Genomic DNA, 26306 nt, shown 5'->3' with positions numbered 1-26306 from the left:
CTCGTTGAACGGCGTGGTACTCATGCGCGATCTCCGTGTGGAAAACCAGCTTCATGCAGGGATGCGGTGCCCGCGGGCGATGCCGACGCCGATCCCGATACCGACGACTTGACGGGCCACGGGCACATCGCCGCCATTTCCGCGACTTCCTCGGGCGACGACGCCGCGAGCTCGCCGAACTCGGTCAGCGTCGCGACGTGAAAACCGGCGAGCCGCCACGCGTCGAGCCCGCCCGTGAGCGGCACGACGTCGCGAAAACCCGCGTTACGCATGGTCTTCGCCATCCACGCAGCCGACACTTCGTTCGGACACGAGCAATAGATGACGACCTTGCGCGACTTGTCGTAGCTCTCGATGATCTTCGCGAGATCGCGTTCGTCGGCGAACATCGAGCCGGGAATCGCTTCGGGATCGAGCATGCGTTTTTCGGGCGAACGGATGTCGAAGATTACGGGCAGCGGCTCGTCGTTCATGAGCGCATACAGCTCGTCCACGCTGATGCGCGCTTTTTCCAGCGTCGCCATGAGCGCGCGGCGGCGCCACCAGCGGTACGTGACGTAGATCGCGAGCAGCACCGCGACGACCGCCACCGCCTGCCGCCCGAGCTGCGAGATCATCGCGAAGACCATCTCCAACTGCGCCGCGAAGATGACGCCGACCGTCAGCCCGACCGCGCCCCACAGCGCGATGCCCGCGCCGTCGTGCGCGATGAAGCTGCGCAGCTTCACGCCCATCGCGCCCGCGAGCGGCACGGAGACGAGCGAAAGACCGGGGATGAACTTCGCGACGAGCAGGATGCGTACGCCCCAGCGCCCGAAGAAGCGTTCGGTCTTCTTCACGCAGGTATCGCGCGAAAGCGAGAGCTTGCAGATGGTCTTGAGCGTTTTGTCGCCATACTTGCGCCCGCCCTGGAACCAGACGAGATCGCCGAGCACGCCGCCCGCCACCGCGACGCACAGCACGCCCACGAGCGGCGGCCAGAATGCGCCGCCGTCGACCGCCATCAGCGCGATGGATGCGCCGACGACGATCATCGTCGGCATGGCGGGCACGGGCAGCCCGAGCGCCGAGCCCATCACGTTGACGAACACGATCGCCGGGCCGAATCGATCGACTAGCTGATGCAACAACATGGGAATCTCCCGCGCGGGAATGGTCTGTTCACGGGACGACGGGACGCGCGCCGCGAACGGCGCTGCGAAGGCGCACGGAGCACGTTAGGCACGCAAGGCACGAAAGCGAGAGAGATACGAGCGCTTGCGGCCGCTCGTGGTTCAACGCGATACGCGCGGCGCCGGGCCGACGTTCGTCACATTTAAGAGATAAGTGTAGCCCGGAAACGCGATCGTAAGCATGACAGGCGCGCGGGACGCGGGCATCGCGCGCGCGATGCCCGGAGAGTGGGATTCAGGCGAGGTCGTCGGCGATATAGGCGCGGATCACGTCGGCGAAATTTTTATCGCCCGACAGGCCGAGTTGCTCCGCGCGCGCCGTATTCCACGCGCCCGGCCAGCTGCACACGATCTTCTCGATGCGTTCGTCGCGCTGCCAGTCGATGCGCTGCACTACTTCGTCGCCCGCCACTTCGCGCAGCGCCGCGACCATCTCGTTCACGCTGACCGACAGCCCCGGCAGATTGATGACTGGCCGCAAGCCGAGCTTTTCGCGCTCGATTTCGCAGCCGGCGATCAGCGCCTCGACCGCGCTTTTCGGCGACAGCAGCCACAGACGCGTTTCGCCATCGACGGGACACGTCGAACGCTCGCCGTTCAGCGGCTCGCGGATGATGCCGCTCGCGAACGACGACGCCGCCGCGTTGGGCTTGCCGGGGCGCACGCTGATCGTCGGCAGGCGCAGCACGCGGCCATCGACGAAACCGCGCCGCGCGTAATCGGAGAGCAGCAGCTCGGCGATCGCCTTTTGCGTTCCGTACGACGATTGCGGATTCAGCGCGGTGTCGTCCTGCACGACGTCGGGCAGCGCGCCGCCGTACACAGCGACCGAACTCGTGAACACGACGCGCGGCTTGTGGCCCGCCGCGCGGCACACTTCGAGCAGCGCGCGCGACGCGTCGAGGTTGATCTTCATGCCGAGATCGAAATCCGCTTCGGCCTGGCCGCTCACGATCGCAGCGAGATGGAAGATGGCTTCCGTCCCCGTGTCGACGTGGCGTTGCAGCACCGCCGGGTCGGAGATGTCGCCAGTTTCGGCGCGCACGCGTTTGTCGTTCAGCAGGCTGTCGTCTTGCGGACGCGCTACGTCGAGCAGCACCAGTTCCGTGATCGGCTTGCCATTGAGCTCGTTGCGCGCGAGCAGCCGCTTTGCGAGTCGCTGACCGATGAAGCCCGCGCCGCCCGTGATGAGTATCTTCATGTGGTCGCTTCCGTTTTTACAGATAAGGTTTGAGCCAGCCGAGACCTTCCGACGTGCCGGCCTTCGGTTTGTATTCGCAGCCGATGAAGCCCTCGTAGCCAAGCGAATCGATCAGTTCGAAGAGATACGGATAGTTCAATTCGCCGATGCCCGGTTCGTGGCGCTCCGGCACGCCCGCAATCTGGATATGGCCGATGCCCGCATTCGGGCGCTTCATGTCGCGCTTAAGCTTCATCGCGATGTCGCCTTCCACGATCTGGCAGTGATAGATGTCGAATTGCACCTTTAAATTCGGCGCATTGATCTCATCGCAGATTTGCTGTGCTTCGTCTTGGCGGTTCAGGAAGAAACCGGGTATGTCGCGGGTGTTGATCGGCTCGATCACGATCGTTATGCCCGCTTTCTGCGCTTCTTTTGCCGCGTATTCGAGGTTCTTCAGATACACCGCGCGATGTTGCTCTCTGTTCTGATCTTTCGCGATCAGGCCGGCCATGACGTGCAGTTTCTCGTTGCCCAGCACGGCGGTGTATTCGAGTCCCTTTGCGACGCTCTGCTTGAACTCTTCCTCGCGGCCCGGTAACGAGGCGATGCCGCGTTCGCCCTTCGCCCAGTCGCCCGGCGGGGCGTTGAACAACGCCTGCGTCAAGCCATTGTCCGTTAAGCGCTGCTTGATCTCGTTCGCTTCGAAGTCGTAAGGGAACAGGAATTCCACCGCCTTGAAACCATCCTTCGCCGCTGCGGCGAAGCGGTCCAGGAAAGCGTGCTCGGGGTACATCATCGTCAGGTTTGCTGCGAATCTTGGCATTTGCTTGTGCTCCGTCTGTTCCGGTTTCGAATGCGCTTGCTTCTATGGAATCCTGTGTTCGAGTCGGTCTATTGGCGTTGCCCCTGTGCGGGGCGGCACTTACTTTCTTTGCTGCTGCAAAGAAAGTAAGCAAAGAAAGCAGCTTTTCAGGCCCGCGGTCACACGCAATTTGGGTAGTACTCTCGTCCACCGTGGCACTCGCCTAAAGAGTGCCCCTCATAGGCCCCATCGGGCCTGGCTCGCGCACGGTCCGACCAGCTAGTCCGTTTCGCGCGCTGGTTCAGCACGAAATGGCTCCAGCCCGCTTCGCGGCCGATCGGTCAGTCGGCTCTGTGTTACCAGCGCGCGCCGAACGTCTTCTTCAATTCCTCTATCGCTTCTTCCGCCAACGGCTCCGGACGCGGCATCGTCGATAGATACAGCCGCGCCGTCTCCTCCAACTCCTCCAACGCATAGCTCGCGTGCGACACGGACTTCTCCCACACCACCGGCCCCAACCGCTCCAGCAACACCGCCCTCACCCGCGACGCCAACGCCGCCACTTCCTCCGCCACCGACTCGTCGCCCGGTCGGCGGTACGCTATCAGCGGAACATGGCCCACCTTCATCACGTAGTACGGCGTGATCGGCGGCAATACATCGTCGTTCTTCCACACGCCCGCCAACGTCAGCGCCACCAGATGCGTCGAATGCGTATGCACCACGCCGCGCGCGTTCGCATCGTTTTCGTAAATCCGGCGATGCAGCGCCAACGTCTTCGACGGACGTCCGCCCGATACGTGATTGCCTCGCGCATCCACCTTCGCAATGTCGTTCGGATCGAGGCGGCCCAGGCACGCATCCGTCGGCGTGATCAGCCAGCCATCGTCGAGCCGCGCGCTGATGTTGCCCGCGCTGCCCACCGTATATCGGCGCTCGTACAGACTTCCGCCCGTCACGCAGATCTCTTCGCGAATAGCGTTCTCGTTCGATGCCATCACAGTGCCTTCAACGCCTTTTCAAAGAAATCGGTCGTGCCGAAATTGCCGGACTTGAGCGCCAGGCCCAGCGCCCCGCTTCCATCCGCGCCGATCGATTGCGTCGCCGGCACGCCCGGATCGATCTGCGGCCCGATGCGCAACGAACGCACGTCTAGCGCCTGCACCACCGCGCCCGACGTTTCGCCGCCCGCCACGACGAATTTGGCGCAGCCGTCATCGCGCAATGTCCGCGCTATCGACGCAAGCGCGTCTTCCACCAGATGCCCCGCCTTCTCGACGCCCAGTTCCTTCTGCACCGCCTTCACTTCTTCCGGCGATGACGTCGCGTAAATCAGCACCGGCTCGTCATGCTGGCGCGCGAATTCGACCGCGCTCTGCACGACCGGCTCGCCGCGCGACAACGCCATCGGATCGACGCGAAACGCCGGCTTCGATTCGCGCCAGTGCGCAACCTGCGCGTTCGTCGCCTTCGATGCACTCCCCGCCAGCACCACCGCTTTGCCCTCGATCGTCGGCAAATCGGCGGCGTGCTCCGCGTGCGCCAGCAGATTCGCCGCGCGGAAATTCTGCGGCAATCCAAGCGCGATGCCCGAGCCGCCCGTAATCAGCTTCAGATCGCGGCATGCGTCGCCGAGCACGTACAAGTCCGCGTCCGAAACGGCATCCGCGATCGCGAGGCGCACGCCGTCCTTCTTCAATTCATCCATGCGCGCGCGGATCGCGTCCGCCCCCTTCGCAATCGTGTCGTAACGAATGAGCCCGACCTTCGATTTCGTCTGACGCTGCAAGACGCGCACGAGGTTCGGATCGGTCATCGGCGTGAGCGGATGATTCTCCATGCCCGATTCGTTCAGCAACACATCGCCGACGAACAGGTTGCCGCGAAAAATCGTGCGGCCATTCTCGGGAAACGCCGGGCACGCAATCGTGAAATCGTCCTTCAGCGCGTCGAGCAACGCGTCCGCGACCGGGCCGATGTTGCCCTTGTCGGTCGAATCGAACGTCGAGCAATACTTGAAGAAGAACTGGCGGCAGCCCTGCGCACGCAGCCATTCGAGCGCATCGAGCGACTGGCGCATGGCGTCGTCGGCGGGAATCGTGCGCGACTTCAGCGCGACGACGATCGCGTCCGCCTCGATCCGCGCGCTCGCTTCCGGCACGCCGATGGTCTGCACCGTGCGCATGCCGCCGCGCACGAGCATGTTGGCGAGATCGGTCGCGCCGGTGAAATCGTCGGCGATACAGCCGAGCAGTGCCTGCGCCGCTTGCGTCATTGCTTCGCTCCCTTCGGAATGTCGATGCCCGGAAAAATCTTGATGACCGCGGAATCGTCCTCGCCGCCGTGTCCGGCCGTGGACGCCATCATGAACATCTGATGCGCCGCCGCCGACAGCGGCAACGGAAATTTCGACGTGCGCGCCGTGTCGAGCACGAGGCCCAAGTCCTTCACGAAAATATCGACGGCGGAAAGCGGTGTGTAATCGCCCGAAAGAATGTGCGGCACGCGATTCTCGAACATCCACGAATTGCCCGCGCTGTGGGTGATGACGTCGTAAAGCGCATCCGGATCGACGCCTTCGCGCAGGCCGAGCGCCATCGCTTCGGCCGCCGCCGCGATATGCACGCCCGCCAGCAACTGATTGATGATCTTCACCTTCGAGCCCGCGCCGTGGGCGTCGCCGAGCCGATAGACCTTGCCCGCGATCGCGTCGAGTACGTCCTCGCAGGCGGCGTAGGCGTCGGCGGGGCCGGAGGTCATCATCGTCATTTCGCCGGAGCTGGCTTTCGCCGCGCCGCCGGACAAGGGCGCGTCGAGCATGTGCACGCCCTTCTCGCCGATGCGCTTGCCGAGATCGGCGGCGAATTGCGGCGATACCGTCGCGCACGCGAGCACGACGCCGCCGGGTTTCATCGCTTCGACCGCGCCGGTTTCGCCGAACAGCACGGCTTCGGTCTGCGCCGCATTGACGACGACCGTCAGCACGACCGCGCACTTGCCGCCCAACTCGGCCGGCGACGCGCACGCGATGCCGCCTTCGGCCGCGAACGCATCGAGCACCGGCTGGCGCACGTCGCACGCATGCACGGCGAAGCCCGCCCGCAGCAACGAGCGCGCGACGCCCATGCCCATTGCGCCCAAACCGATCACTCCGACGTTTCGTGTCATCGCAAATTCCTTAACAGATGCCCGCTTCCGCCAGTCGGCGCGCGGCGTTGATGAGATGCGTCTGCGCGGCGTGGCGCGCGGCGTCGGGCTCGCGCGCGCGGATCGCCTCGACGATCGCCGCGTGCTCCTCGCGCACCTGACGCATGAAGTCCTCGCGCAGCGCCTCGTTGCCGCGCGTAACGAGCGTGCCCGCTTCCAGGTACTGGTTCAGAAACGTGAGGGTTTTCAGGAAGTACGGATTGCCGGTCGCGTTGGCGATTTCCCGATGGAACGCGACGTCCTCGGCGACGCCGTCGCGGCCATCGCGCACGGCTTCATCGATGGATGCGAGCGCGTCATCGATGGCGGCGAGTTGTTCGTCGGTACGCCGCTGCGCGGCTTCGGATGCCACTTCGGCCTCGATCGCCCGGCGCAGCGCGAGAATCTGCACGACCGCGCCGGGCTCGACCGCCTGCGCATAATCGATGCGCAACGGCCGAATCCCCGCGCGCTCGACGATGAATACGCCGCTGCCCTGACGCGGCTCGACCATGCCTTCGTTCTTCAGCCGCGAGATGGCTTCGCGAATGACCGTGCGGCTCACGCCGAATTCCTGCGCGAGCACCGCTTCGGTCGGCAGCTTGCCGGTCGCGGCGAAACTGCCCTTCTCGATCAGCTTTTGCAATTGTTGCGCGACGGTGTCGCTCAACGCGCGCGGCGGAATTTTCTCGAACATGCGACTCGATGCGCCTCGTCAGGTCATCGGGTCATCATACAAATTTTTACGATGGAAGTGGACCGAGGAATAACCCTCGGTCGTGGCTTACTGCGCGAGCGGCTCGTCGATGAGCGCGAGCGCGTCACGAATTTCGGAGACGTCGCCGGGGCGCACGAGGCGCGCGACTTCCTTGCCGCCGAGCATGAAGACGAGCGTCGGCCAGAGCTTTACGCGAAACGAACGTCCGAGCGGGCGGCCGCTGCCATCCTCGATCTTGATGTGCTGCACCGCGCGATGATCCTGAAATGCCTGCGCGATCAACGGTTGCGCGGCACGGCAGAAACCGCACCAGTCGGTGCCGAACTCGACGACCGTCGGGCCGGTGAGCGCGTCGATTTCCGTGCGATCCGGTGCGGTCTTCGCGTATTCGATGTTCATGCTCATGGCGTGCTTCCTTGTCTTTTGTTGTCGATGAAGCCAGCAGAAAACTTGCCCGATCTTACTGGCCGAAACCCGTCAGCCCGATGAGCGCGCCGCCCGCGAGCAGCCACAGCGGATGCAGCTTCGTCCGGTACGAGACGAGCGCGACGAGCGCCGTGATGGCCGCGAGCGTCCAGGTTCCATCGGATGCCTCGGCGATCAGCAACGCGCTCGCCGCGACGAGCCCGGCCGTGATCGGCACGAGCCCGAGCTGGATGAAGCGCCGCCACGGGCGATCCTTGAAGCGCTCCCACGCGTGCATCGCGGCGATCGTCACGAGCGACGACGGCCCGAACTTCGCGATCGACGTCACCAGCACGCCGGGCCAGCCGGCGACATGCCAGCCGATCAGCGTGACGACCATCATGTTCGGGCCCGGCGCGGCCTGCGCGAGCGCGAAGAGCGCGGAGAAATCGGCCTTCGACATCCATTCGTGAACCTGCACGACCTGACGCTGCATTTCCGGCAGGATCGAATTGCCGCCGCCGAACGCGAGCAGCGAGAGCTGACTGAAGATCGCCGCGAGCGAAAGCAGATCGTTTTTCATCGGCGGACTTTCCACGCGATCAGCACCGAAATCGGCGTGAAGACGAGCATCGTCGGCAGGAGCGGCGTGCGCAGGATCGCTATCGACGCGAACATCAGAAGCGCGACGATCGCCGCTTCCGGCTTCCGGCGCAACGGCCACATGATCTTCGCCGCCATCGCGATGAGCAGGCCCGCCGCGGCCGCCGCGAGCCCCGCGAACAGATGCGCGATGCGCGGGTCCTGATGCGTGCGCTGATAGATCACGCCGAGCCCGATCACGATGAGCGACGGTCCGACAAGCAGGCCCAGCAAGCCCGCGAGCGCGCCCGGCACGCCGCGAAAGCGCATGCCGATTGCCACCGACAGATTGATCACGTTGCCGCCCGGCAGGAACTGACAGAGGCCGAGGAGATCGGTGAACGCGTCGGCGTCGAGCCATTTGCGGCGCTCGACGATCTCGCGCCGCGCGAGCGGCAGCGCGCCGCCGAACGCCGTCAGCCCGAGCGTCAGAAAGCCGATGAAGATTTCGGCGACCGTCGGCCGTGGCGCGTGGCCGTCGCGGGACATGACGCTCACGCGCGTGCCCGGCGCGCTTCGTAGGCTTTCAGATGCGCGTACGCGACCGCCAGCGCCGACAGCCCGGCGATTTGCGTGCGCCGCCGCGACAGCAGATCGCCGACGATGTGATCCGCCTCGATCGGCGCGCCGTTCTCGAGATCGCGCAGCATCGATGCGGTCATCGGCGAGCCGCGCTCCGAGAAAAACGCCCGCGCGCGCGTGACGACCGCCTCGCCCGGTGCGTGCGCGTTGTCGCCGGCGATGCCGCAGCATTCGTCGAAGAGCTGGAACAGCAGCGCCTCGCCGCCCGGCGCCGCGAGAATATCGCCGATGGGCGCGCGCATCAGGCAGGTGCCGGTCGCGAGCGTGGCGAGGAACACCCACTTGTCCCACATCGACTGAAGGATGTCTTCGCTCACGTTTAAATCGAAGCCTGCGCCGTCGAGTTGCGCGGCGATTGCGTCGATGCGCGCCGAGCGGCCGCCCGTGCGCTCGCCGATAGTCATCGAATGCATGTTGTTCAGATGCACGATCTCGCCTTCGGCGTCGAGCGTCGCGGCGATCACGCATTGGCCGCCGAGCACGTTCGCGGGATCGAAGCGCGCGTCGAGCGCGTCGAGATGGCCCATGCCGTTCAGGAGCGGCAGGATCGCGGTATCGGGACCGACGGCGGGCGCGAAGGAATCGATCGCGCCTTGCAGGTCGTAGGCCTTGCAGCTCAGGAGCACGAGATCGTAAGGGCCGTCGATGTCTTTCGCGAGCACCATCGGCGGACAGGCGAACGCGAGATCGCCTTCCGGGCTCTTCACTTTCAGGCCGCACTGACGCAGCCGCTCGGCGCGGCGCTCGCGCACGAGAAAGGTCACGTCGCGGCCCGCTTCGAGCAGCCGTGCACCGAAATATCCGCCGATGGCCCCCGCGCCCACTACCAGAATCCGCATGTCTCGCTCCTTTTCGCTGTATGAATCGTTCACGCCTGCCAGACGCCATAGCCCGCTTCGCGCAAGCCGATCGCCAGTTCCACTTCCATGTCGCGCGCGCCGTCGTAGGGCATCGGGTTGTACATCTCATACAGTTGCGGCAGGAGCCGCAGTCCGTATTCGCGGACATAGCGATTCGACTGGATGCCGGCCTTGTGCTTGTCGAAGCGCACGTCGGGATCGATGCCCGTCATGCCCACGTAGACGAACGGCATGCCGATCACGTAATCCGGATTCGCGCGACGGAAACGCGCTTCGTTCCAGACCGTTCCGGACAGTTCGACGACGTAGACGGAGTAATGATGGCTGCGCGCGCGCCGGGCGGGCGGCATGTTTCGGATGGCCTTCGCGGCGTGCTCGTTGCGGGCGTCCATTCTATGACGGCGATGCTTTTGGCGCTCGATCGGACGGCGCGGCCCCTGCCGGATGCGTCTCAAAGTGGTAAATTCGGGCGGTCTGCGCTCGCGCAAAACGATCGGACATCGGCGCGGCCCATCGCGCCGCCGGTCGGAACCGGAGACGATCTCTCTCGCGCGGGCGCCGCCCCATCGACACGTTTTCATCCCGAAGCCGCGCGCCACGAGCCGCGCGACGCTTCGGTCATTCGGAGATCAAGCAATGAGCAAGCAAGCTATCGGCGTGGTAGGCCTCGCCGTCATGGGCCGCAACCTGGCCTTGAACATCGAGAGCCGCGGCCACGCCGTTTCGGTATTCAACCGCAGCCGCGCCAAAACCGACGAACTGATTGCCGAACATCCCGACAAGAAGCTCGTGCCGACCTACACGCTCGAAGAGTTCGTCGAGTCGCTCGAAAAGCCGCGCCGCATTCTGATGATGGTGAAGGCCGGCGCCGGCACCGACGAGACCATCGCTTCGCTGCGTCCGCTGCTGGAAAAGGGCGACATTCTCATCGACGGCGGCAACACGCATTTCACCGACACGATCCGCCGCAATCAGGATCTCGCGAAGTCGGGGCTGCATTTCATCGGCACGGGCGTGTCGGGCGGCGAGGAAGGCGCGCTCAAAGGCCCGTCGATCATGCCGGGCGGACAGAAGGAAGCGTACGAACTCGTCGCGCCGATCCTCACGGAAATCGCCGCGAAGGCGCCGGACGGCGAGCCGTGCGTCGCGTACATGGGCCCGGACGGCGCGGGCCATTTCGTGAAGATGGTGCACAACGGCATCGAATACGGCGACATGCAGTTGATCGCCGAGAGCTATGACGTGCTCAAGCGCGTCGCCGGTCTGTCGAACGAAGAGCTGGGCAAGGTGTATGTGGAGTGGAATCAGGGCGAACTGGATAGTTACCTGATCGAAATCACGTCGAAGATTTTCTCGAAGAAGGACGAGGAAACCGGCAAGGATCTCGTCGATGTGATTCTCGACCGCGCCGCGCAAAAGGGCACGGGCAAGTGGACGAGCCAGAACGCGCTGGACCTCGGCGCGCCGCTGCCTTTGATTACGGAAGCGGTGTTTGCGCGCGTGCTGTCGTCGCTGAAGACGCAGCGTGTGGCGGCGAGCAAGGTGCTGGCAGGCCCGACGCCGAAGTTCGACGGCGATCGCGCGGCGTTCGTCGAGTCGGTGCGGCGTGCGTTGTATCTGTCGAAGATCGTCTCGTATGCGCAAGGTTTTGCGCAGTTGCGCGCGGCGTCGGAAGAGTACAAGTGGGATCTGCATTACGGCGAGATCGCGAAGATTTTCCGGGCGGGCTGCATCATCCGCGCGCGCTTTTTGCAGAAGATCACCGATGCTTATGCTGCGAAGCCCGACCTCGCGAATCTGTTGCTCGATCCGTATTTCAGCGATATCGCGGCGAAGTATCAGGAAGCGCTGCGCGATGTCGTCGTGGCGGCCGTGAAGGCGGGGATTCCGGTGCCGGCGTTCTCGTCGGCGATTGCTTACTTCGATGCGTATCGGTCGGAGAGGTTGCCCGCGAACCTGGTGCAGGCGCAGCGCGATTTCTTCGGCGCGCATACGTTCGAACGCACGGATAAGGAAGGGAGTTTTCACGCGAATTGGGCGTGAGGATCTGACTGAACAGATCGAGAGCATGAGACGCGGCTTCCTTTGGAAGCCGCGTTTTTTCTTGCAGCCAAGCTGCGAAACCTTCGATTCGCAATCGAGCGTTTGGCGCGCATTTCGGCTGAAGGCGAAGAAAGTGGGTATTCGACTAATTCTTCAGCCCCACCCACTCCCCATTCCGCCCCCCACTCCTCAAAACCGCCTCCACGAACCGCAACCCGGCGACCCCATCCTCGACGGTCGTCAGCCAGTCATCCCCCTGCGTCGTCCCGCTCGCGATACACGCCGCCGCATCCGTATAAACCTGCGCGAACGCTTCCAGATACCCTTCCGGATGTCCCGCCGGCACGCGCGTCGCGTGCAGCGCTTCAGGACTTTGCACGCGCCCGCGCGTGATGCGCTCGGACGCGCCGCCTATCGGCGTGAACCACAATTCGTTCGGCTTCTGCTGATCGAACGCAATGCCCGCCTTCGTCCCATACACGCGCAATCGCAACGCGTTCTCCTCGCCGGCCGCGACCTGACTCGCCCACAACATGCCACGCGCGCCGTTCTCGTAGCGCAACATCGCCTGCACATGATCGTCGACACGACGATTCGGCACGAACGTCGTCACATCGGCGGCAAGCTCGGATGGCCGCATCCCCGTCACGTATTCCGCAAGCTGATACGCGTGCGTGCCGATATCGCCGAGACATCCCGCCGGTCCAGCGAGCGCGGGATCGGTGCGCCATACGGCCTGCCGGTTCGCCTGCGTCTCGACAGGAAGAGACAGCCAGTCCTGCGCATACTCGACCTGCACCACGCGAATGTCGCCGAGCAAGCCGCGCTGCACCATTCCGCGCGCATGCCGCACGAGCGGATAACCCGTGTAGGTATAAGTCACCGCGAACACGCGATCCTTCTCGCGCGCGAGCTTCGCCAGCGCCTCGCCTTCATCGAGCGAAACGGCGAGCGGCTTGTCGCAAATCACATGAATGCCCGCTTCGAGAAAAGCGGTCGCGATCGGCGCATGCAGATGATTCGGCGTGACGATCGCGACCGCCTCGATGCCGTCCGAGCGTCCAGCCTCGATGCGCGCCATCTCGCGAAAATCGTCGTAGCTGCGCGCGAGCCCGATCGCCGCGGCGCTCGATGCCGCGCGCCGCGCATCCGACGACAACGCGCCCGCGACGAGTTCATAGCGATCGTCGAGCCGCGCCGCAATGCGATGCACCGCGCCGATGAACGCGCCCTCGCCGCCGCCGACCATCCCCAACCGCACGCGATTCATCGCTTGTCTCCGGAATCGATGCCGAGCACGCCGCGCATCTGCTCGCGGCTCGCGCCGCTGCCCGCGAAGTCATCGAAGGCGCGCTCGGCCACGCGGATGATGTGATCGCGGATGAACACCGCGCCTTCGCGCGCGCCGTCTTCCGGATGCTTCAGCGCGCATTCCCATTCGAGCACGGCCCAGCCGCCGAAATCGTATTGCGCCATCTTCGAGAAGATCGCCTTGAAGTCGATCTGGCCATCGCCCAGCGAACGGAAGCGTCCGGCGCGATCGACCCATCCGGAATAGCCGCCGTACACGCCCTGTTTCCCGTTCGGCCGGAACTCGGCGTCCTTTACGTGAAACGCCTTGATGCGCGCGTGATAGATGTCGATGAACGCAAGGTAGTCGAGCTGCTGCAACATGAAGTGGCTCGGATCGAACAGGATGTTCGCGCGCGGATGATCGTCCACCGCCGCGAGAAAACGCTCGAACGTCACGCCGTCATGCAGGTCTTCGCCAGGATGAAGCTCGTAACACACGTCGATGCCCGCGCGATCGAACTCGTCGAGAATCGGACGCCAGCGGTTCGCAAGCTCTTCGAACGCGGCTTCGACGAGACCCGCCGGACGCTGCGGCCACGGATACACATACGGCCACGCGAGCGCGCCCGAAAACGTCACGTGCGCGTTCAAGCCGAGACGCTTCGACGCCGCCGCCGCGAGCTTCATTTGCGCGATCGCCCATTCGGTCCGCGCGGCCGGATCGCCCCGCACATGCGGCGCGGCGAAGCCATCGAACAGCGTGTCGTATGCGGGATGCACGGCGACCAGTTGTCCTTGCAGATGCGTCGACAACTCGGTGATCGCGACGCCCGCATCGTCGACGGTGCGGCGAATCTCATCGCAATACGCATCGCTCGATGCGGCCTTCTCCAGATCGATCAGACGCGGATCGGCAGGCACCTGTATGCCCTTGTAACCGAGCGACGCCGCCCACGACGCGAGATTCGCGAGCGTATCGAACGGCGCCTGATCGCCCATGAACTGTGCGAGAAATATCGCCGGGCCTTTGATGGTTTTCATCTTTCGCCTCCACAAAAAGAAGGCCGGATGAACGGCCTTCGCGCGTCAGAACGGCGAGTTCGGGAAATAGAACTGCTTGGCGTTGTCCTTCGTGATGAGCACCGACGGGATGATCGTCGTCGGCGGCAGCTTGTCGCCCTTCAGGCGCGCGTCGGCGGTCAGCTTGATCGCGTCGTAGATGAACTTCGGCGAATACGAGACATCGGCCGGCACGCGCGCATCGCCGTCCATGATGCGCTTCACCGCTTCCTTCGATCCCGCGCCGCCGAACACGATCTTGATGTCCGTGCGCTTCGCCTGATCGATCGCCTTCAGCACGCCGACCATCATGTCGTCATCCGCGGCCCACACGGCGTCGATATGCTTGAAGCGCGTGAGATAGTCCTGCATTACCTTGAACGCATCGTCGCGATTCCAGTTGGCGTATTTCGCATCGAGAATCTTGATGTCGGGATATTGCTTCAGCACGCCTTCGAAGGCGTTCCAGCGCTCGTTGTCGAGTGTCGTCGGAATGCCGCGCAGCGCGACGATATCGCCCTTGCCGTTCAACTGCTTCGCGAGAAACTCGGCGGGAATCTTGCCGAAAGCGGTGTTGTCGCCGGCGACGTACGCGTCCTGCGCGCTCGTGTCGGTCAGGCCGCGATCGACCACCGTCACATACACGCCTTTCTTCTTGACCTGCGCGACCGGTTGCGTGAGCGACGCCGATTCCTGCGGGAAGATCACGAGCGCATTGATCTTGTTGACCGTGACCAAATCCTGCAACTGGTTCGCCTGCTCGGGCGCGGTGCTCGCCGTCTTCACGATCACCTTCAGGTCGGGATGCGCCTTTTCCAGTTCCTTCTTCGCTTCGTTGGCCCACCACACGATGCCGCCCGTGAAGCCGTGATCGGCGGTCGGAATGGCGACGCCCAGCACGACCTTGTCGGCGGCGAATGCGGACGACGATGCAGCGGCGAACGCGCTCGCCGTCAACGTGAGCGCGCCGAGCGCGCGAAGCATTTTCTTCATGACGATGTCTCCTGTTTTATGACTATCAACGACGACCGCGCTGCAGGAATGCTACGAGGATGATGACGGCGCCCTGCACCGCCGCATTCAGATACACGCTGATGATGCTCGTGAGATTCAAAATGTTGTTGATGACCGAAAGCAGAATCGCGCCGATGACCGTGCCGATCACGCGCCCTTCGCCGCCCTTCAGCGCCGTGCCGCCGACCACGACGGACGCGATCGCTTCGAGTTCCCACAGGAGGCCCGTCGTCGGCGTGGCGGAGCCTAAGCGCGGCACATACAGAATCGTCGCGACGGCCACGCATAAGCCGAGCAGCACATACGTGACGATCTTCACACGATCCACGCGAATCGCCGCATAACGCGCGACCTGTTCGTTCGATCCGATTGCCTGCACATGACGCCCGTACACCGTGCGATTGAGCACGAGCGCACCGCCCGCCGCCACGATCGCGAACACCCAGATCGGCACCGGAACATGCAGCAGACTCGCGTAATAAACCGGCCCGTAAAGATCGACGAGCGAGTTGTCGAGCGTGAGCGCGCCGCCATCCGCGAGCCATGTGAGCAGCGCGCGAAATATGCCGAGCGTGCCGAGCGTGACGATGAACGGCTCGATGCGCCCTTTCGTCACGAGCACGCCATGCGCGAAGCCGAACAGCGCGCCGAGCACGAGCGCGAGCACGATGCCGAGCGCGATGATCAGAAGCGGCGGCACCGCGTGGCCGTGAAAGCCCTGCATCAGCGCGTTCATCATGTAGATCATGCTGCCCGCGATGAGCGCGGCCATCGAACCGACCGACAGATCGATTCCGCCCGAGATGATGACGAAGGTCATCCCCACCGCGATGATGCCAATGAACGACGTGCGCGTGAGCACGTTCATCGCGTTGTCGACGGTGGCGAAATCGCCGTTGAGCAAGGTGCCGCCGATACACAGCGCGATCAGCCCGATGAGCGGCCCGACGCCGAACATGAAGCGCGCGACGGTGGAGAGACGGCTCTCGCTTTCGGTGTCTTCAGTGTGTGCCGGTCGCATGCGCGATCAACCTCTCTTCGGTCAAAAGATCCATGCCGAGTGTCGCGACGAGTTCGCCCGCGCGCATCACCGCGACGCGATGACACAAGCCGATCAGCTCGATCAGTTCGGACGAGATCACGATCACCGCGCGGCCTTCCGCGGCCAGCCGATGAATCAGGAAATAGATATCGCGTTTCGCGCCGACATCGACGCCGCGCGTGGGTTCGTCGAGCACGATCACGCGCGGATCGGGATTCAGGAACTTCGCGAGCGCGAGCTTCTGCTGATTGCCGCCCGACAGCATGCGCGCGCGTATCGACGCGTTGCCGGTGCGTATGCCGAAGTCCTTCACCGCCGCGTTCAGGGCTTCGCGTTCCGCGCGCGTATCGATGAGCGGATGCGCGTAGCGCTCCAGCGTCATCATCGTGAGATTGTCTTTCAGCGCCATGTCGACGTGAAGGCCGCGCCCCTTTCTGTCTTCGCTCAGATAAGTGAGGCCTTGCTGCATCGCTTCGCGCGGGCCTTTGAGCTTGACCGTTTTTCCGTCGATGACGACGCGCCCCGCACAGAGCGGACGCAGGCCGACGAGCGCTTCGAACAGCTCCGTGCGCCCCGCGCCGACGAGTCCCGCGAAGCCGAACACTTCGCCCTTGCGCACCGAAAAGCCGATGCCGTCGGCCCAGCCCGGCACCGATGCGCCTTCGACTTCGAACGCGACCGGCGCGTCGTCGGACAACGGCGGCTTGTCGGGGAACATGTCGGAGACTTCGCGGCCGACCATCAGATTGGCCATCTGCTGACGCGTCAGCTCGTCGGTCGGCGCGCGCGCGACGAAGCGGCCATCGCGCATCACGATCACTTCGTCGGTCACGCGTTCCACTTCGTCGAGCTTGTGCGAGATATAGACGATGGTCGTGCCCGCTTCCTTCAGACGCGCCATCAGGCCGAAGAGACGCTGCGTCTCCGATGGCGTCAACGTCGCGGTCGGTTCGTCCATGATGAGCAGGCGCGCGCTGCGCAACATCGCCTTCGCGATCTCGACGAGCTGCTTCTCCGCGACGATCAGATCGCGCACCTTCGTATCGGGATTCTTGTGCAGGCCGACGTCGTTCAACGCGGCGCGGGCATCGTCGCGCATCGCGGCTTCATCGAGGAAGAAGCCTTTCTTCAGCTCGTGCCCGAGGAACATGTTCTGCGTGATGCTCAAATGATCCGCGAGATTCAATTCCTGATGGATCAGCACGATGCCGGCATGTTCGGCATCGCGCGAACTCGTGAAGTCGCGCGCGCGTTCATCGACGAAAAGCTCGCCCGCGTTCGCACGCTCGTAGCCCGCGAGAATCTTCATCAGCGTGGACTTGCCCGCGCCGTTCTCGCCGAGCAATCCGTAGATGCGGCCCGGCGCGAGATCGAAGCTGACGCCGTGCAGCACGCGCACCGGCCCGAACTGCTTTTCGATGCCCTGAAAGCGCACGGCGAGGCTCATCGTCACGCGCTCCTTCTTTGAATCAGCCGATGCGGCAGCAGCACGCCCGGCACATCCGCGCGCGGGTCGCGCAGGCGCTTGAGCAGCAGGTCGGCTGCGGTTTCGCCGAGCAGTTGCATCGGCTGCGAAACGGTCGTGAGCGGCGGATCGACATGCGCGGCAACGGCGATATCGTCGAAGCCGACGACAGCGACATCGTCGGGCACTGAAAAGCCCGCGCCGCGAAAGCCGTTCATCACGCCGATGGCGAGCGTGTCCGACACGGCGAAGGCGGCCGTCGGACGCGAATCGCCCAACGATGCGAGTTGCGCGGCCGCGCGCTCGCCCGCGTCGTAATCGAGGCTGTCGAGTTCGATCAGCCACTCCGCGCGCGGCTCGATGCCGGCTTCGATCAACGCATCGCGATAGCCCGCGAGCCGCTGTCGTCCATACAGATAACCCTGACCCGAGTTGATGAGCGCAATGCGCCGATGCCCCTTCGCCGTCAGATAACGCACGACATCGCCCGCGGCGAGATGATTGTCGATGCCGACGTACGGCACGCCCGCCGCCGGATCGAACTCGCAGCACGCGACCCACGGCAGCGTCGACGCTTCTTCGGCGAGCGCTTTTTGCACGGCGGCGGGATCGAGACAGATGGCGCCATCGGCGCGGCGGCCGCGCAGCAGATCGAAATAGCTTCGCTCGCGCAACGGGTCCGCGCCGGTATCGCACAGCAGCATGAAGTAGCCGTTCTGACGCGCGACGCTGTCGATGCCGCGCACGATCGCCGCATAGAACGGATTGCCGAAGTCGGGGACCATCGTGAGGAGCAGGCGGCTTTCGGCCGTGCGCAGATTGCGCGCCAGCTCGTTGATGCGATAGCCGCTCGTCGCGACCGCTTCGAGCACTTTTTCGCGCGTCGTCTCGCGAACGTTCGTGTGTCCGTTGAGCACGCGCGATACGGTCGCGACCGACACGCCCGCGCGTTCAGCGACGTCGGCAATCGATACTTCTTCGCGGGGTCGAACCGTATCTGACATCGCTTTGCCGCGCGTCGCGATCGAGATGTAATGGATTACATTATTTGATCTTACGGGTCGCGAAGGCAACAGCAATCGACTAGGGAAAAACGCTTAAGGGCGGGCATGTCGATCTCGTGTCATGTTGCTCGTCGTTAGGTGTGAGCGTACCGAAGACGCTCGATAAATACACCAACTTCAAGGAGCGATCCACATGCGATTCATGATGCTGATGATTCCGCGCGGCTACGAAAGCGCCGAACCGGGCACGATGCCGAGCGCCGAAGCCGTCGCCGCGATGATGAAATACAACGAGGAATTGCAGAAGGCCGGCGTGCTGCTCGCGCTCGACGGACTGCATCCGCCGTCGATGGGCGCGCGCGTCACGTTCGAAGGCGGCAAGCCGCGCGTCATCGACGGACCGTTCGCCGAAGCGAAGGAAGTGCTCGGCGGCTACTGGATGGTCCAGGTGAAGTCGCGCGAGGAAGCGATCGAATGGGCGAAGCGTTGCCCCGGATCGGATACGGAGATGATCGAAGTGCGGCAGGTCATGGAGATGGACGATTTCCCGCCGGACGTGCAGCAAGCCGCGGCGGGTTTCGATGACATGCAGAAGAACGCGAAGCGCTGACGCGAACGCCTACGCGATCGCTTCCAGCGCGAGCGCGATGCCCTGCCCGCCGCCGATGCACAGCGTCACGATCGCGCGCTTCACGCCGTCGCGGCGCATCGCGTGGGCGAGGCGCGTCGTCAGCACGGCGCCCGTCGCGCCGATCGGATGACCGTGCGCGATCGCGCCGCCTTCGACGTTGACGATGTCGTCGGGCACGCCGAGCGTTCGCGCCACCGCGATCGGCACCGCCGCGAACGCTTCGTTGATCTCGAAGCGCTCGACATCGCCGAGCGTCCATCCCGCGCGCTGCAACGCCTGCTGCACGGCGGGCACCGGACCGAGCCCGAACATCCCCGGCTCGACGGCCGCGACGCCGAACGCCGCCAGGCGCACGAACGGTTCGATGCCGCGCGCGTCCGCTTCGTTGCGGCTCGTCACGATCATCGCCGATGCGCCGCTGTTCAGCCCCGGCGCATTGCCGGCCGTAATCGTGCCGTTGGGACGGAATGCCGGACGCAATTTCGCCAGCGCCGCGAAATTCGTGTCGGGACGCGGCTGCTCATCGCGCGCAAACGCAACGGTTTCCTTGCCCGCCTTCACATCGACGCCGACGATTTCCGCATCGAACGCGCCGTCCTTCTGCGCCGCCGCAAACGACTGCTGCGAGCGCTCGGCCCAGCGATCCTGCGCCTCGCGCGTGATATCGAACTTCGACACGAGATCTTCCGTGTGCCAGCCCGAATGCTCGCCCGAGAACGCATCGACGAGACCGTCGCGCAGCAGGCTGTCGTAGATCTGCGCGTTGCCCATGCGATAACCGCGACGACCGCCATCGAGCAGATACGGCGCGCGGTCCATGTTCTCCATGCCGCCCGCGATGGCAAGACGCGAGACGCCCGCCGCGATTTCCGTCGCCGCCGTCGCCACGGCCTGCGCGCCGGAGCCGCACACGCGATTGACCGTCAGCGCGGGCACGGAAACCGGCACGCCGCCGCCGACCGACGCCTGTCGCGCCGGATTCATGCGGTTGCCCGCCTGAATGACGTTGCCGAACACGACCGAATCCACCGATGACGGATCGAGCGCCGAACCCGCGCGCCGCAACGTTTCCGCGATGACGGCCGCGCCCAGATCGACGGCCGGCGTGTCCTTCAGCGAGCCGCCGAACGCGCCGATCGCCGTACGCACCGGATGACACAACACGATGTCCTGCGCAAACATGGCGAGCCTCCGATCAGCGCGGAATGCCGGTGAGGTAGATGGGGGCGTCGGTCGACAGCGATTGCTTGACCGCGCGCCCGGTGTCATCGACGAGCACTTCTTCCTGATTCTTCTCCACCGCCGCGAGCACTTCGCGCACGACATGTTCCGGCGTCGATTTCGGCGCGGTGACTTGCGCGGTCATGTCGGTATCGATGTAACCGGGATGCGCCGCCACGACGAGCGTGCCCTGCTCGCGCAATTCCTCGCGCAGGGCGTTCGTAGCCGCCCACGCCGCCGCCTTCGAGATGTGATACGCGCCACCCGCCGGCAACGAGACCCAGCTCAGCACCGAAAGAACGTTGATGACCGCGCCGCCGCCGTTCTTCTTCAGCACGGGCGCGAATGCCTGCGTGAGCGCGATGGGGCCGAACGTGTTGATTTCGAGCAGATCGCGAATGCCTTGCGTCGATGCCGGATCGACGAGCAAGCCGCGCGTCGTCACGCCCGCGTTGTTGACGATCACTTGGACGTCGGTGTAGGTCGCCGCTGCTTCCGCGATGTCGGCGGCGTTCGTCACGTCGAGGCGGATCGCTTCGACGCCCGGAATGTCGACGCTCTTCGGATCGCGCGCGGCCGCATAAACCTTCGCCGCGCCCGCTTCGATCAACGACTTCGCAAATTGCTTGCCGAGCCCGCGATTGGCGCCGGTGACGAGTACCACTTTTCCTTTGACCTGCATGATCTGCTCCGCTTTATTGTGCACATGCACTAATGCCGATGAATAAAAGGCTCGCACGCGGCGAGCCAGCGCTTGATCAACTCACTCCATCGTCGTCAATTCGAACAGCGACTGGCGCAATGCCTTCGCGCGTTTCTCGCCGAACTTCGTTTCGAATTCCGCCTGCGCCGCGCGCCATTGCGCCGCTGCCTTCACGAGCGTTTCCTTGCCGGTTGCCGTGAGACGCAAGCCGACGGCGCGCGAACTCGCCGATTCCTGCGCCGCTTCGACGAGACCGTCGCGCTGCAAGGGCTTGAGCGCACGCACGAGCGTCGTGCGGTCCATCACCATCGAATCGGCGAGTTCGAGCATCTGCACGCCGGGCTTGCGCCCGATCGCCGCGAGAATCGTGAACTGCGCCGCCGTGATGCCCGCTACGCTCAAATGCCGCTCGTACATTTGCGACACATAACGCGCCGCCTGACGGATCGCAAAACAGTTGCAGTCGAGAGGAGAAGAGTTGGAAGTCATGCCACGCAGAATATTTGTGCATATGCACTTTGTCAAGCGGCGGGATTCAATCGGCCCGATAGCAGCGTCTCGCGGATGGTCGGGAATCGTCGCGCGCGGCGCGTCGGCGAAACGCCCGAAGCCGCCATGGGGTTGAGATCGCGGCGTATCGGGCCTATGCCGAAATCCGCATCGGACGCGCGACTAAACACCAAGACGCGCCGAAATTGGCTCCCTACATTTCGCTTGTCCGATGCCAGGGCGTTCCATTCGATTTCGATTTGCCAGATCAAAAAGGAGAGGGAAAACCATGCGCTTCCGTACCAGACCTTTGGCATGGCTCGTGGCGTGCGCCGCGGCCACGCTCGGCGCCGTGCCTTTTGCCGCGAGCGCCGACGAACTTCCGGTGAAAGTGGGTTTCGCCGCGCCGCTGACCGGCGCGAACGCGGGTTACGGGAAGGATCTCCAGAACGGCGTGCAGCTCGCGCTCGATGAAGCCAACGCGAAAAAGATCACGATCGGTGGCAAGACGGCCAAGTTCGAGATCCGCGCGGAAGACGATCAGGCCGATCCGCGCGTCGGCGTGCAGGCGGCGCAGAAGCTCGTCGACGATGGCGTGGTCGTCGTCGTCGGACACTTCAATTCGGGCACGACGCTGCCCGCATCGCCGATCTACAACAACGCCGGCATCCCGACGATCGATCCCGCCGCGACCAATCCGACCATCACGACGCGCGGCCTCGCGAACATGTTCACGGTGATTTCCAGCGACGCGCAGAACGCGGGCAACGCCGGCGTCTACGCGGTGACGACGACCAAGGCGAAGCGCATCGCGATCATCGACGATCGCACGGCCTTCGGTCAGGGCGAGGCCGACGAGTTCGAGAAGGCGGTGAAGGCGAAAGGCGGCACGATCGTTACGCGCGAATACAGCGACAATCAGACCGTCGATTTCAGCGCGCAACTGACGCGCATCAAGTCGACCAACGCGGATCTGATCTTCTTCGGCGGCCTCGACCGGCAGGCGGCGGCGGTCGTCAAGCGGATGAAGCAGCTCGGCATGAACGCGCAGTTCGTGGGCGGCGGCGGCGTGATGGACGCGGATTTCCTCAAGCTCGCCGGCGACGCCGCCGAGGGCGCGCAGGCGTGGGAATACGGCAGCCCGCTCGACAAGCTGCCCGAAGGCAAGGCATTCAGCGAGAAGTTCCAGAAGCGCTTCGGCGTCGCGATCCTGTCGTATGCGCCGTTCGGCTACGACGCCGCGTGGGCCGCGATCAACGCGATGCAGAAAGCCAATTCCATCGATCCGAACGTGTACCGGCCGGTGCTGAAGACCAACAAGTTCGACGGCATCACGGGGCCGATCGCGTTCGACGACAACGGCGCGTTGAAGAACGCATCGTCGACGCTGTATCAGGTGAAGAACGGGCAGTGGGAATCGGTCGTGACGAAGCACGGCATGTGATCGAAACGCTTCGCGCGGCCGCCCGCGCGAAGCGTTTCAATGCGTGGGCGAATCGCTCGGGCGCGGCAACGTCGCGATGAAACGTTCGAGATGCTCGTTGCATTCGATGACCGCTGAAAGACGCACTTCTCTCATCTGCCGGTCGTGCTCGTTGATCACCGCAGTGAGCCGCGGCACCGCAGTCGCGGGAAGGCGCCAGTCGCCGACCGTCAGGCCGCGGTCGAGCAACGCGAGCACGTCGCCCTGCACTTCATCGAGCGTCGCGCGGTCCAGAATGCCGAAGCCCGCCTCGGTCAAGAGTCCAGACAGCAGCACGGCCTGCGCGATGCACTGCGCCTCGATCAGACTCGCCCGGCCACGCTTGACCGATTCGAGTGCGATCCGGCATTGAAGGATGACTTTGTCCGCCTCGACGCGCGGCATCGGCAGCCAGTAGATTCTGGCGTTCCGGTCTCGCGACGGTTTCGGGAGCCTTCGTATTTTCGTGTTCGACATCGTCTCGACTCCTCGTGGCGTTCAATCGACAAGCAGAAGACAAGCCAGCGAAACGAAACACAGAAGCGCGCTGAGACAGAAGAACCGGTCGGATTTCGCCAGCGGTCCGCGCGGCGTCTGCGGCAAGGGCGCGTCGTCCCGGATGATTCTCAAGACCGCGACGTACTCCACGATCGAACAGCACAGCATGACCGCCGCTGCGAGCAGGAAAGCAACAACCAGAATGTTGATCGACATAACTTCATGCACCCCCGATAGTGGTCGCAATGGTCCGGCGCGCCATGTCAAGAAGTGAAACGCGATTCACGCGCACATGACGTCCGACTGTTCCGGTCAGCGCATCATTCGCGCTTGTCGCGGAACATGAAACGCATCCTAGCCGCTCGAATCTTTCACGGCGCTATCGCGCGTGCTACGCATATCTAAGTATTGTCACCGAGCGCACACATCGATCATTCTTCGCGTGCGCGCAGGATATAGCCGAGACCGCGCAACGTCATGATCTGCGCGTTCGTTTCGGCCAGCCGCTTGCGCAAGCGATGAATATAGATGTCGATGGCATCGGCGCTGGCGACATCGTCGAGACTGAAGATGCATTCCATCAGCATCGACTTCGACACGGTCTTGTCCTGCCGCAGGATCAGCGCTTCGAGAATCGCGTGCTCGCGACGTCGCAGCGAAATGGGCGCGCCCCGATAGCTGAACTCGCGCGTGGCGAATGCATACCGGAGATCGCCGCACATCAGCGCGACGGCTTTCTGCGCGCTCTGACGACGCACCAGAGCCTTGATGCGGGCCACCAGTTCACGCGCATCGAAAGGCTTGACGACGAAATCGTCCGCGCCCGCTGCGAAGCATTCCACCTTGTCCTCGATCGATCCGTGCGCGGTCAGCATCAGTACGGGCACGGTGTCGCCGCGGCGCCGCAGCCGTCCGAGCAGTTCCTTGCCGCTCATCGCGGGCAGGCGCATGTCCAGCAACACGACATCGTAGGTGCATTGATTGAGGATCGACGTGGCGCATTCCGCGTTCGGCACATGATCGACGATGAAAGAATCCGCCTTCAACAGACTCACGATCCAGTGCGCCAGCTCGGCGTTGTCTTCGACGAGCAGCAGCTTCATCGGATGTCCCCGCCGGACCATGCGGGCAGCCTGACCGACACGGACAATCCTGCACGCGCGTAGCCCGCCCCGAGCGTGACGGTGCCGCCGTGGCGCAGCGCGATCTCCCGCACGATCGGCAGCCCGAGCCCGGTGCCATCGGTAAAAGCAGACGCGCGATAGAAGCGCTCGAACACATGCGCGCGTGCCTCGGCGGAAAGCCCCGGACCGTTGTCGACCACCTGCAACAGAACCTGCTCGTGCGAACGCCTGACGATCACGGTGACGCGCCCGCCCGGCTGCGTGTAGCGAATGGCGTTGTCGACGAGGTTCGACACGAGCGCGGACAGCAGCGCCGCGTTGCCCGCCACCATCGTGCCCGGTTCGGTTTCTGCGCCAAGGTCGATATCACGCCGCTGCGCCAGCACGATCAGTTCTTCGAGCACGGACTCGACGACATCCGTCATGTCCGTCATCGTTCGTATGGGTTCGGGCGTGGACTCTGCCTGCGCGAGCATCAGCAGTTGCTTCGTTACGGCTTTCATCTTTTTCATGCTCCGGCCCGCGCTCTTGAGCGCGATCTCGCATGCGCGCTCGCCGCCGCAGTTCAGGCAAGCGTATTGGATCTGAGTGTCGAGAAGCGTGAGCGGCGTGCTGAGCTGATGCGCCGCATCGGACACGAAATCGCGCTGTGTCCGCGCGTGATGCCTGACTTGCGCGATGCATTGATTGAGGGCGTCGACGATCGGCCGGAGTTCGCGTGGCAAAGCTTGCGCGCGCATCGGATCGATTTCCAGCGGCGAGCGCCCGGCGAGGTCGTCCTTGAGGCGCATCAGCGGACGGAGCGCGGCCGCGAGACCGAGCGGAACGAGCGCGGCGACCAGCGCGAGCATCACGCATGCGCGCAGCAACTGCGGGCGCCATAGCTGATCGCGCATGGCATGCCGCGAAGCCCGCGTCTTGGCGACGATGACCCGCGCCGCCACCGCCTTGCCGTCATCGAACAGAAAACGCGGATAAGAGATGGCGCGAACCTTCGTACCCTCGAACTCGGCGTCGAAATAAACGGGATGTGAGCTTTCGCGCTCGGGCATCGGAAGCTCCGGCCTGCCGCCGAGCAATCGGCCGCGTTCGGCGACGACCTTGTAATACACGCGATCCCGATATGGCGACTCGAACATTTCGAGGGCCGCTGGCACGATCTTGACGGTGAGTTCGCGATCGGACCACTCGATGCCATCGCCGATGGTCCGTGCGGAGGCAAGGAGCGCCGCGTCCTCCATCATGTCCGCCGTGCGGCACGCGGAATCGTAAGAAGCGATCGATGTAATCAGCACGAAAAGGGCGAGCGGCGCGAGCAGCCAAAGAAGCAGGCGTATGCGCAGGCTCGTCCGTCCGCATCTCGCGAACCGCGCGCGCGCCGGCCGCAGCGGACGTTTCAGATTGTCGGCAGACGTGGCTTCGCCGGATTGCCAGTGTCGGTTGATTTCACGCCCGGGCATAGGCACTCGCGCTCGGGCCGTATGAAGCGAAGGATCTGAGTCGCACCCAGGCATCTCCGTCTGTTCGCAGGCGGCGGCTGTCGCAGCCTGTCATCTTTTGTGTGCGGATTGTAGTGGGTCGAATCCTTCGCAGTTCTTTCGCAGATTCCTATTCTGAATACGGAGTTTCCATGAGTCGAAGAAACTCAAACATCGGCCGTTTAGGAATAGTTCTACGTTCTGCAGAATGTGCTTAACCCATAACCCGC

Annotated in this window: 29 protein-coding genes; 3 read left to right on the top strand and 26 right to left on the bottom strand. The window is 64.0% G+C overall.

What is annotated here, in order from left to right; genetic code table 11:
• Positions 1–20: 20 nt before the first annotated feature.
• From NCS67_RS20675 to NCS67_RS20620, 12 genes are all read right to left on the bottom strand, one after another.
• Positions 21–1133, bottom strand: a complete 1113-nt coding sequence (locus NCS67_RS20675) for a DedA family protein/thiosulfate sulfurtransferase GlpE (RefSeq protein ID WP_008354090.1) — start codon at positions 1131–1133, stop codon at positions 21–23.
• 274 nt (positions 1134–1407) lie between these two features.
• Positions 1408–2373 (bottom strand): D-erythronate dehydrogenase, encoded by a 966-nt coding sequence (denD, locus tag NCS67_RS20670; protein WP_008354091.1) that lies wholly within the window; start codon positions 2371–2373, stop codon positions 1408–1410.
• Positions 2374–2389: 16 nt separating this feature from the next.
• Positions 2390–3178 (bottom strand): 2-oxo-tetronate isomerase, encoded by a 789-nt coding sequence (gene otnI / locus NCS67_RS20665; RefSeq protein WP_008354092.1) that lies wholly within the window; start codon positions 3176–3178, stop codon positions 2390–2392.
• Between the two features lie 335 nt (positions 3179–3513).
• Entirely contained in the window at positions 3514–4155 is a 642-nt protein-coding gene (gene otnC / locus NCS67_RS20660; protein ID WP_250436338.1) for a 3-oxo-tetronate 4-phosphate decarboxylase, read from the bottom strand.
• Positions 4155–5432, bottom strand: coding sequence for a 3-oxo-tetronate kinase (gene otnK / locus NCS67_RS20655; RefSeq protein ID WP_250436335.1), 1278 nt, complete (start codon positions 5430–5432; stop codon positions 4155–4157). Before otnK ends, otnC begins: the two co-directional genes overlap by 1 nt.
• Positions 5429–6325 carry an L-threonate dehydrogenase gene (ltnD, locus tag NCS67_RS20650; RefSeq protein ID WP_008354095.1) on the bottom strand — a complete coding sequence of 299 codons (897 nt, stop codon included), beginning with the start codon at positions 6323–6325 and terminating at the stop codon, positions 5429–5431. Before ltnD ends, otnK begins: the two co-directional genes overlap by 4 nt.
• A 10-nt stretch (positions 6326–6335) precedes the next feature.
• Positions 6336–7040 (bottom strand): FadR/GntR family transcriptional regulator, encoded by a 705-nt coding sequence (locus NCS67_RS20645; protein WP_008354096.1) that lies wholly within the window; start codon positions 7038–7040, stop codon positions 6336–6338.
• An 87-nt stretch (positions 7041–7127) separates the two neighbouring features.
• Positions 7128–7466, bottom strand: coding sequence for a thioredoxin family protein (locus NCS67_RS20640; RefSeq protein WP_008354098.1), 339 nt, complete (start codon positions 7464–7466; stop codon positions 7128–7130).
• 55 nt (positions 7467–7521) lie between these two features.
• A complete protein-coding gene (locus tag NCS67_RS20635; RefSeq protein WP_175982943.1) occupies positions 7522–8049 on the bottom strand; it encodes a chromate transporter in 528 nt (175 codons plus the stop codon).
• Complete coding sequence (locus tag NCS67_RS20630) at positions 8046–8597, bottom strand: chromate transporter (protein WP_250436372.1); 552 nt, start codon at positions 8595–8597, stop codon at positions 8046–8048. Before NCS67_RS20630 ends, NCS67_RS20635 begins: the two co-directional genes overlap by 4 nt.
• 5 nt (positions 8598–8602) lie before the next feature.
• Positions 8603–9529 (bottom strand): 2-dehydropantoate 2-reductase, encoded by a 927-nt coding sequence (panE, locus tag NCS67_RS20625; RefSeq protein WP_008354101.1) that lies wholly within the window; start codon positions 9527–9529, stop codon positions 8603–8605.
• A gap of 29 nt (positions 9530–9558) precedes the next feature.
• A complete protein-coding gene (locus NCS67_RS20620; protein WP_033536684.1) occupies positions 9559–9900 on the bottom strand; it encodes a hypothetical protein in 342 nt (113 codons plus the stop codon).
• A gap of 286 nt (positions 9901–10186) precedes the next feature.
• On the opposite strand from NCS67_RS20620, the gene gnd reads away from it, so the two are divergent.
• Positions 10187–11593, top strand: coding sequence for an NADP-dependent phosphogluconate dehydrogenase (gene gnd, locus NCS67_RS20615; RefSeq protein WP_008354103.1), 1407 nt, complete (start codon positions 10187–10189; stop codon positions 11591–11593).
• A 145-nt stretch (positions 11594–11738) separates the two neighbouring features.
• On the opposite strand, the gene NCS67_RS20610 is transcribed toward gnd, so the two are convergent.
• Genes NCS67_RS20610 through NCS67_RS20585 form a run of 6 tightly spaced genes read right to left on the bottom strand, consistent with a single transcriptional unit; the run spans position 11739 to position 18470 of the window.
• Positions 11739–12863 (bottom strand): Gfo/Idh/MocA family protein, encoded by a 1125-nt coding sequence (locus NCS67_RS20610; RefSeq protein ID WP_008354104.1) that lies wholly within the window; start codon positions 12861–12863, stop codon positions 11739–11741.
• Positions 12860–13927: a sugar phosphate isomerase/epimerase family protein gene (locus NCS67_RS20605; RefSeq protein ID WP_250436333.1), complete on the bottom strand. Its 1068-nt coding sequence runs from the start codon at positions 13925–13927 to the stop codon at positions 12860–12862. The genes NCS67_RS20610 and NCS67_RS20605 overlap by 4 nt, the downstream gene beginning before the upstream one ends.
• A 45-nt stretch (positions 13928–13972) precedes the next feature.
• Positions 13973–14938: a substrate-binding domain-containing protein gene (locus NCS67_RS20600; protein WP_175982940.1), complete on the bottom strand. Its 966-nt coding sequence runs from the start codon at positions 14936–14938 to the stop codon at positions 13973–13975.
• A 25-nt stretch (positions 14939–14963) separates the two neighbouring features.
• Positions 14964–15980, bottom strand: a complete 1017-nt coding sequence (locus NCS67_RS20595) for an ABC transporter permease (RefSeq protein ID WP_008354108.1) — start codon at positions 15978–15980, stop codon at positions 14964–14966.
• On the bottom strand, positions 15961–17448 hold the full coding sequence (locus tag NCS67_RS20590; protein ID WP_250436332.1) for a sugar ABC transporter ATP-binding protein: 1488 nt from the start codon (positions 17446–17448) through the stop codon (positions 15961–15963). Before NCS67_RS20590 ends, NCS67_RS20595 begins: the two co-directional genes overlap by 20 nt.
• A 2-nt stretch (positions 17449–17450) precedes the next feature.
• The gene (locus tag NCS67_RS20585) at positions 17451–18470 is read right to left on the bottom strand and encodes a LacI family DNA-binding transcriptional regulator (RefSeq protein ID WP_250436331.1); all 1020 of its coding nucleotides are present in this window, start codon (positions 18468–18470) and stop codon (positions 17451–17453) included.
• A gap of 193 nt (positions 18471–18663) precedes the next feature.
• Here NCS67_RS20585 and NCS67_RS20580 point away from each other — a divergent pair, with 193 nt between their 5' ends.
• Positions 18664–19080: a YciI family protein gene (locus NCS67_RS20580; RefSeq protein ID WP_008354111.1), complete on the top strand. Its 417-nt coding sequence runs from the start codon at positions 18664–18666 to the stop codon at positions 19078–19080.
• A 9-nt stretch (positions 19081–19089) separates the two neighbouring features.
• On the opposite strand, the gene NCS67_RS20575 is transcribed toward NCS67_RS20580, so the two are convergent.
• The 4 genes from NCS67_RS20575 to NCS67_RS20560 all read right to left on the bottom strand — a co-directional run bounded on the left by NCS67_RS20575 (position 19090) and on the right by NCS67_RS20560 (position 21831).
• Complete coding sequence (locus NCS67_RS20575) at positions 19090–20283, bottom strand: thiolase family protein (RefSeq protein ID WP_175982936.1); 1194 nt, start codon at positions 20281–20283, stop codon at positions 19090–19092.
• A 13-nt stretch (positions 20284–20296) separates the two neighbouring features.
• Complete coding sequence (locus NCS67_RS20570; protein ID WP_033536683.1) at positions 20297–21004, bottom strand: SDR family oxidoreductase; 708 nt, start codon at positions 21002–21004, stop codon at positions 20297–20299.
• An 81-nt stretch (positions 21005–21085) separates the two neighbouring features.
• Positions 21086–21514: a MarR family winged helix-turn-helix transcriptional regulator gene (locus NCS67_RS20565; RefSeq protein ID WP_033536665.1), complete on the bottom strand. Its 429-nt coding sequence runs from the start codon at positions 21512–21514 to the stop codon at positions 21086–21088.
• A gap of 32 nt (positions 21515–21546) precedes the next feature.
• Complete coding sequence (locus NCS67_RS20560; RefSeq protein ID WP_175982935.1) at positions 21547–21831, bottom strand: hypothetical protein; 285 nt, start codon at positions 21829–21831, stop codon at positions 21547–21549.
• On the opposite strand from NCS67_RS20560, the gene NCS67_RS20555 reads away from it, so the two are divergent.
• Positions 21804–22958, top strand: coding sequence for a branched-chain amino acid ABC transporter substrate-binding protein (locus NCS67_RS20555; RefSeq protein WP_008354116.1), 1155 nt, complete (start codon positions 21804–21806; stop codon positions 22956–22958). The two genes, NCS67_RS20560 and NCS67_RS20555, sit on opposite strands and share 28 nt — an antisense overlap.
• 36 nt (positions 22959–22994) lie before the next feature.
• On the opposite strand, the gene NCS67_RS20550 is transcribed toward NCS67_RS20555, so the two are convergent.
• The 4 genes from NCS67_RS20550 to NCS67_RS20535 form a co-directional block, all read right to left on the bottom strand.
• Positions 22995–23453, bottom strand: a complete 459-nt coding sequence (locus NCS67_RS20550; RefSeq protein ID WP_051079078.1) for a hypothetical protein — start codon at positions 23451–23453, stop codon at positions 22995–22997.
• A 21-nt stretch (positions 23454–23474) separates the two neighbouring features.
• Positions 23475–23690 carry a hypothetical protein gene (locus NCS67_RS20545; protein ID WP_008354118.1) on the bottom strand — a complete coding sequence of 72 codons (216 nt, stop codon included), beginning with the start codon at positions 23688–23690 and terminating at the stop codon, positions 23475–23477.
• Positions 23691–23905: 215 nt separating this feature from the next.
• A complete protein-coding gene (locus tag NCS67_RS20540) occupies positions 23906–24577 on the bottom strand; it encodes a response regulator (protein ID WP_008354119.1) in 672 nt (223 codons plus the stop codon).
• Complete coding sequence (locus tag NCS67_RS20535) at positions 24574–26058, bottom strand: sensor histidine kinase (protein ID WP_250436330.1); 1485 nt, start codon at positions 26056–26058, stop codon at positions 24574–24576. The genes NCS67_RS20540 and NCS67_RS20535 overlap by 4 nt, the downstream gene beginning before the upstream one ends.
• Positions 26059–26306 lie beyond the last annotated feature (248 nt).

This window comes from Caballeronia sp. ATUFL_F2_KS9A (assembly GCF_023630765.1).
GTDB lineage: Bacteria > Pseudomonadota > Gammaproteobacteria > Burkholderiales > Burkholderiaceae > Caballeronia > Caballeronia zhejiangensis.
The sequence above is the reverse complement of the archived record's forward strand: the minus strand, read 5'-3'. Positions and strand labels throughout refer to the sequence as shown.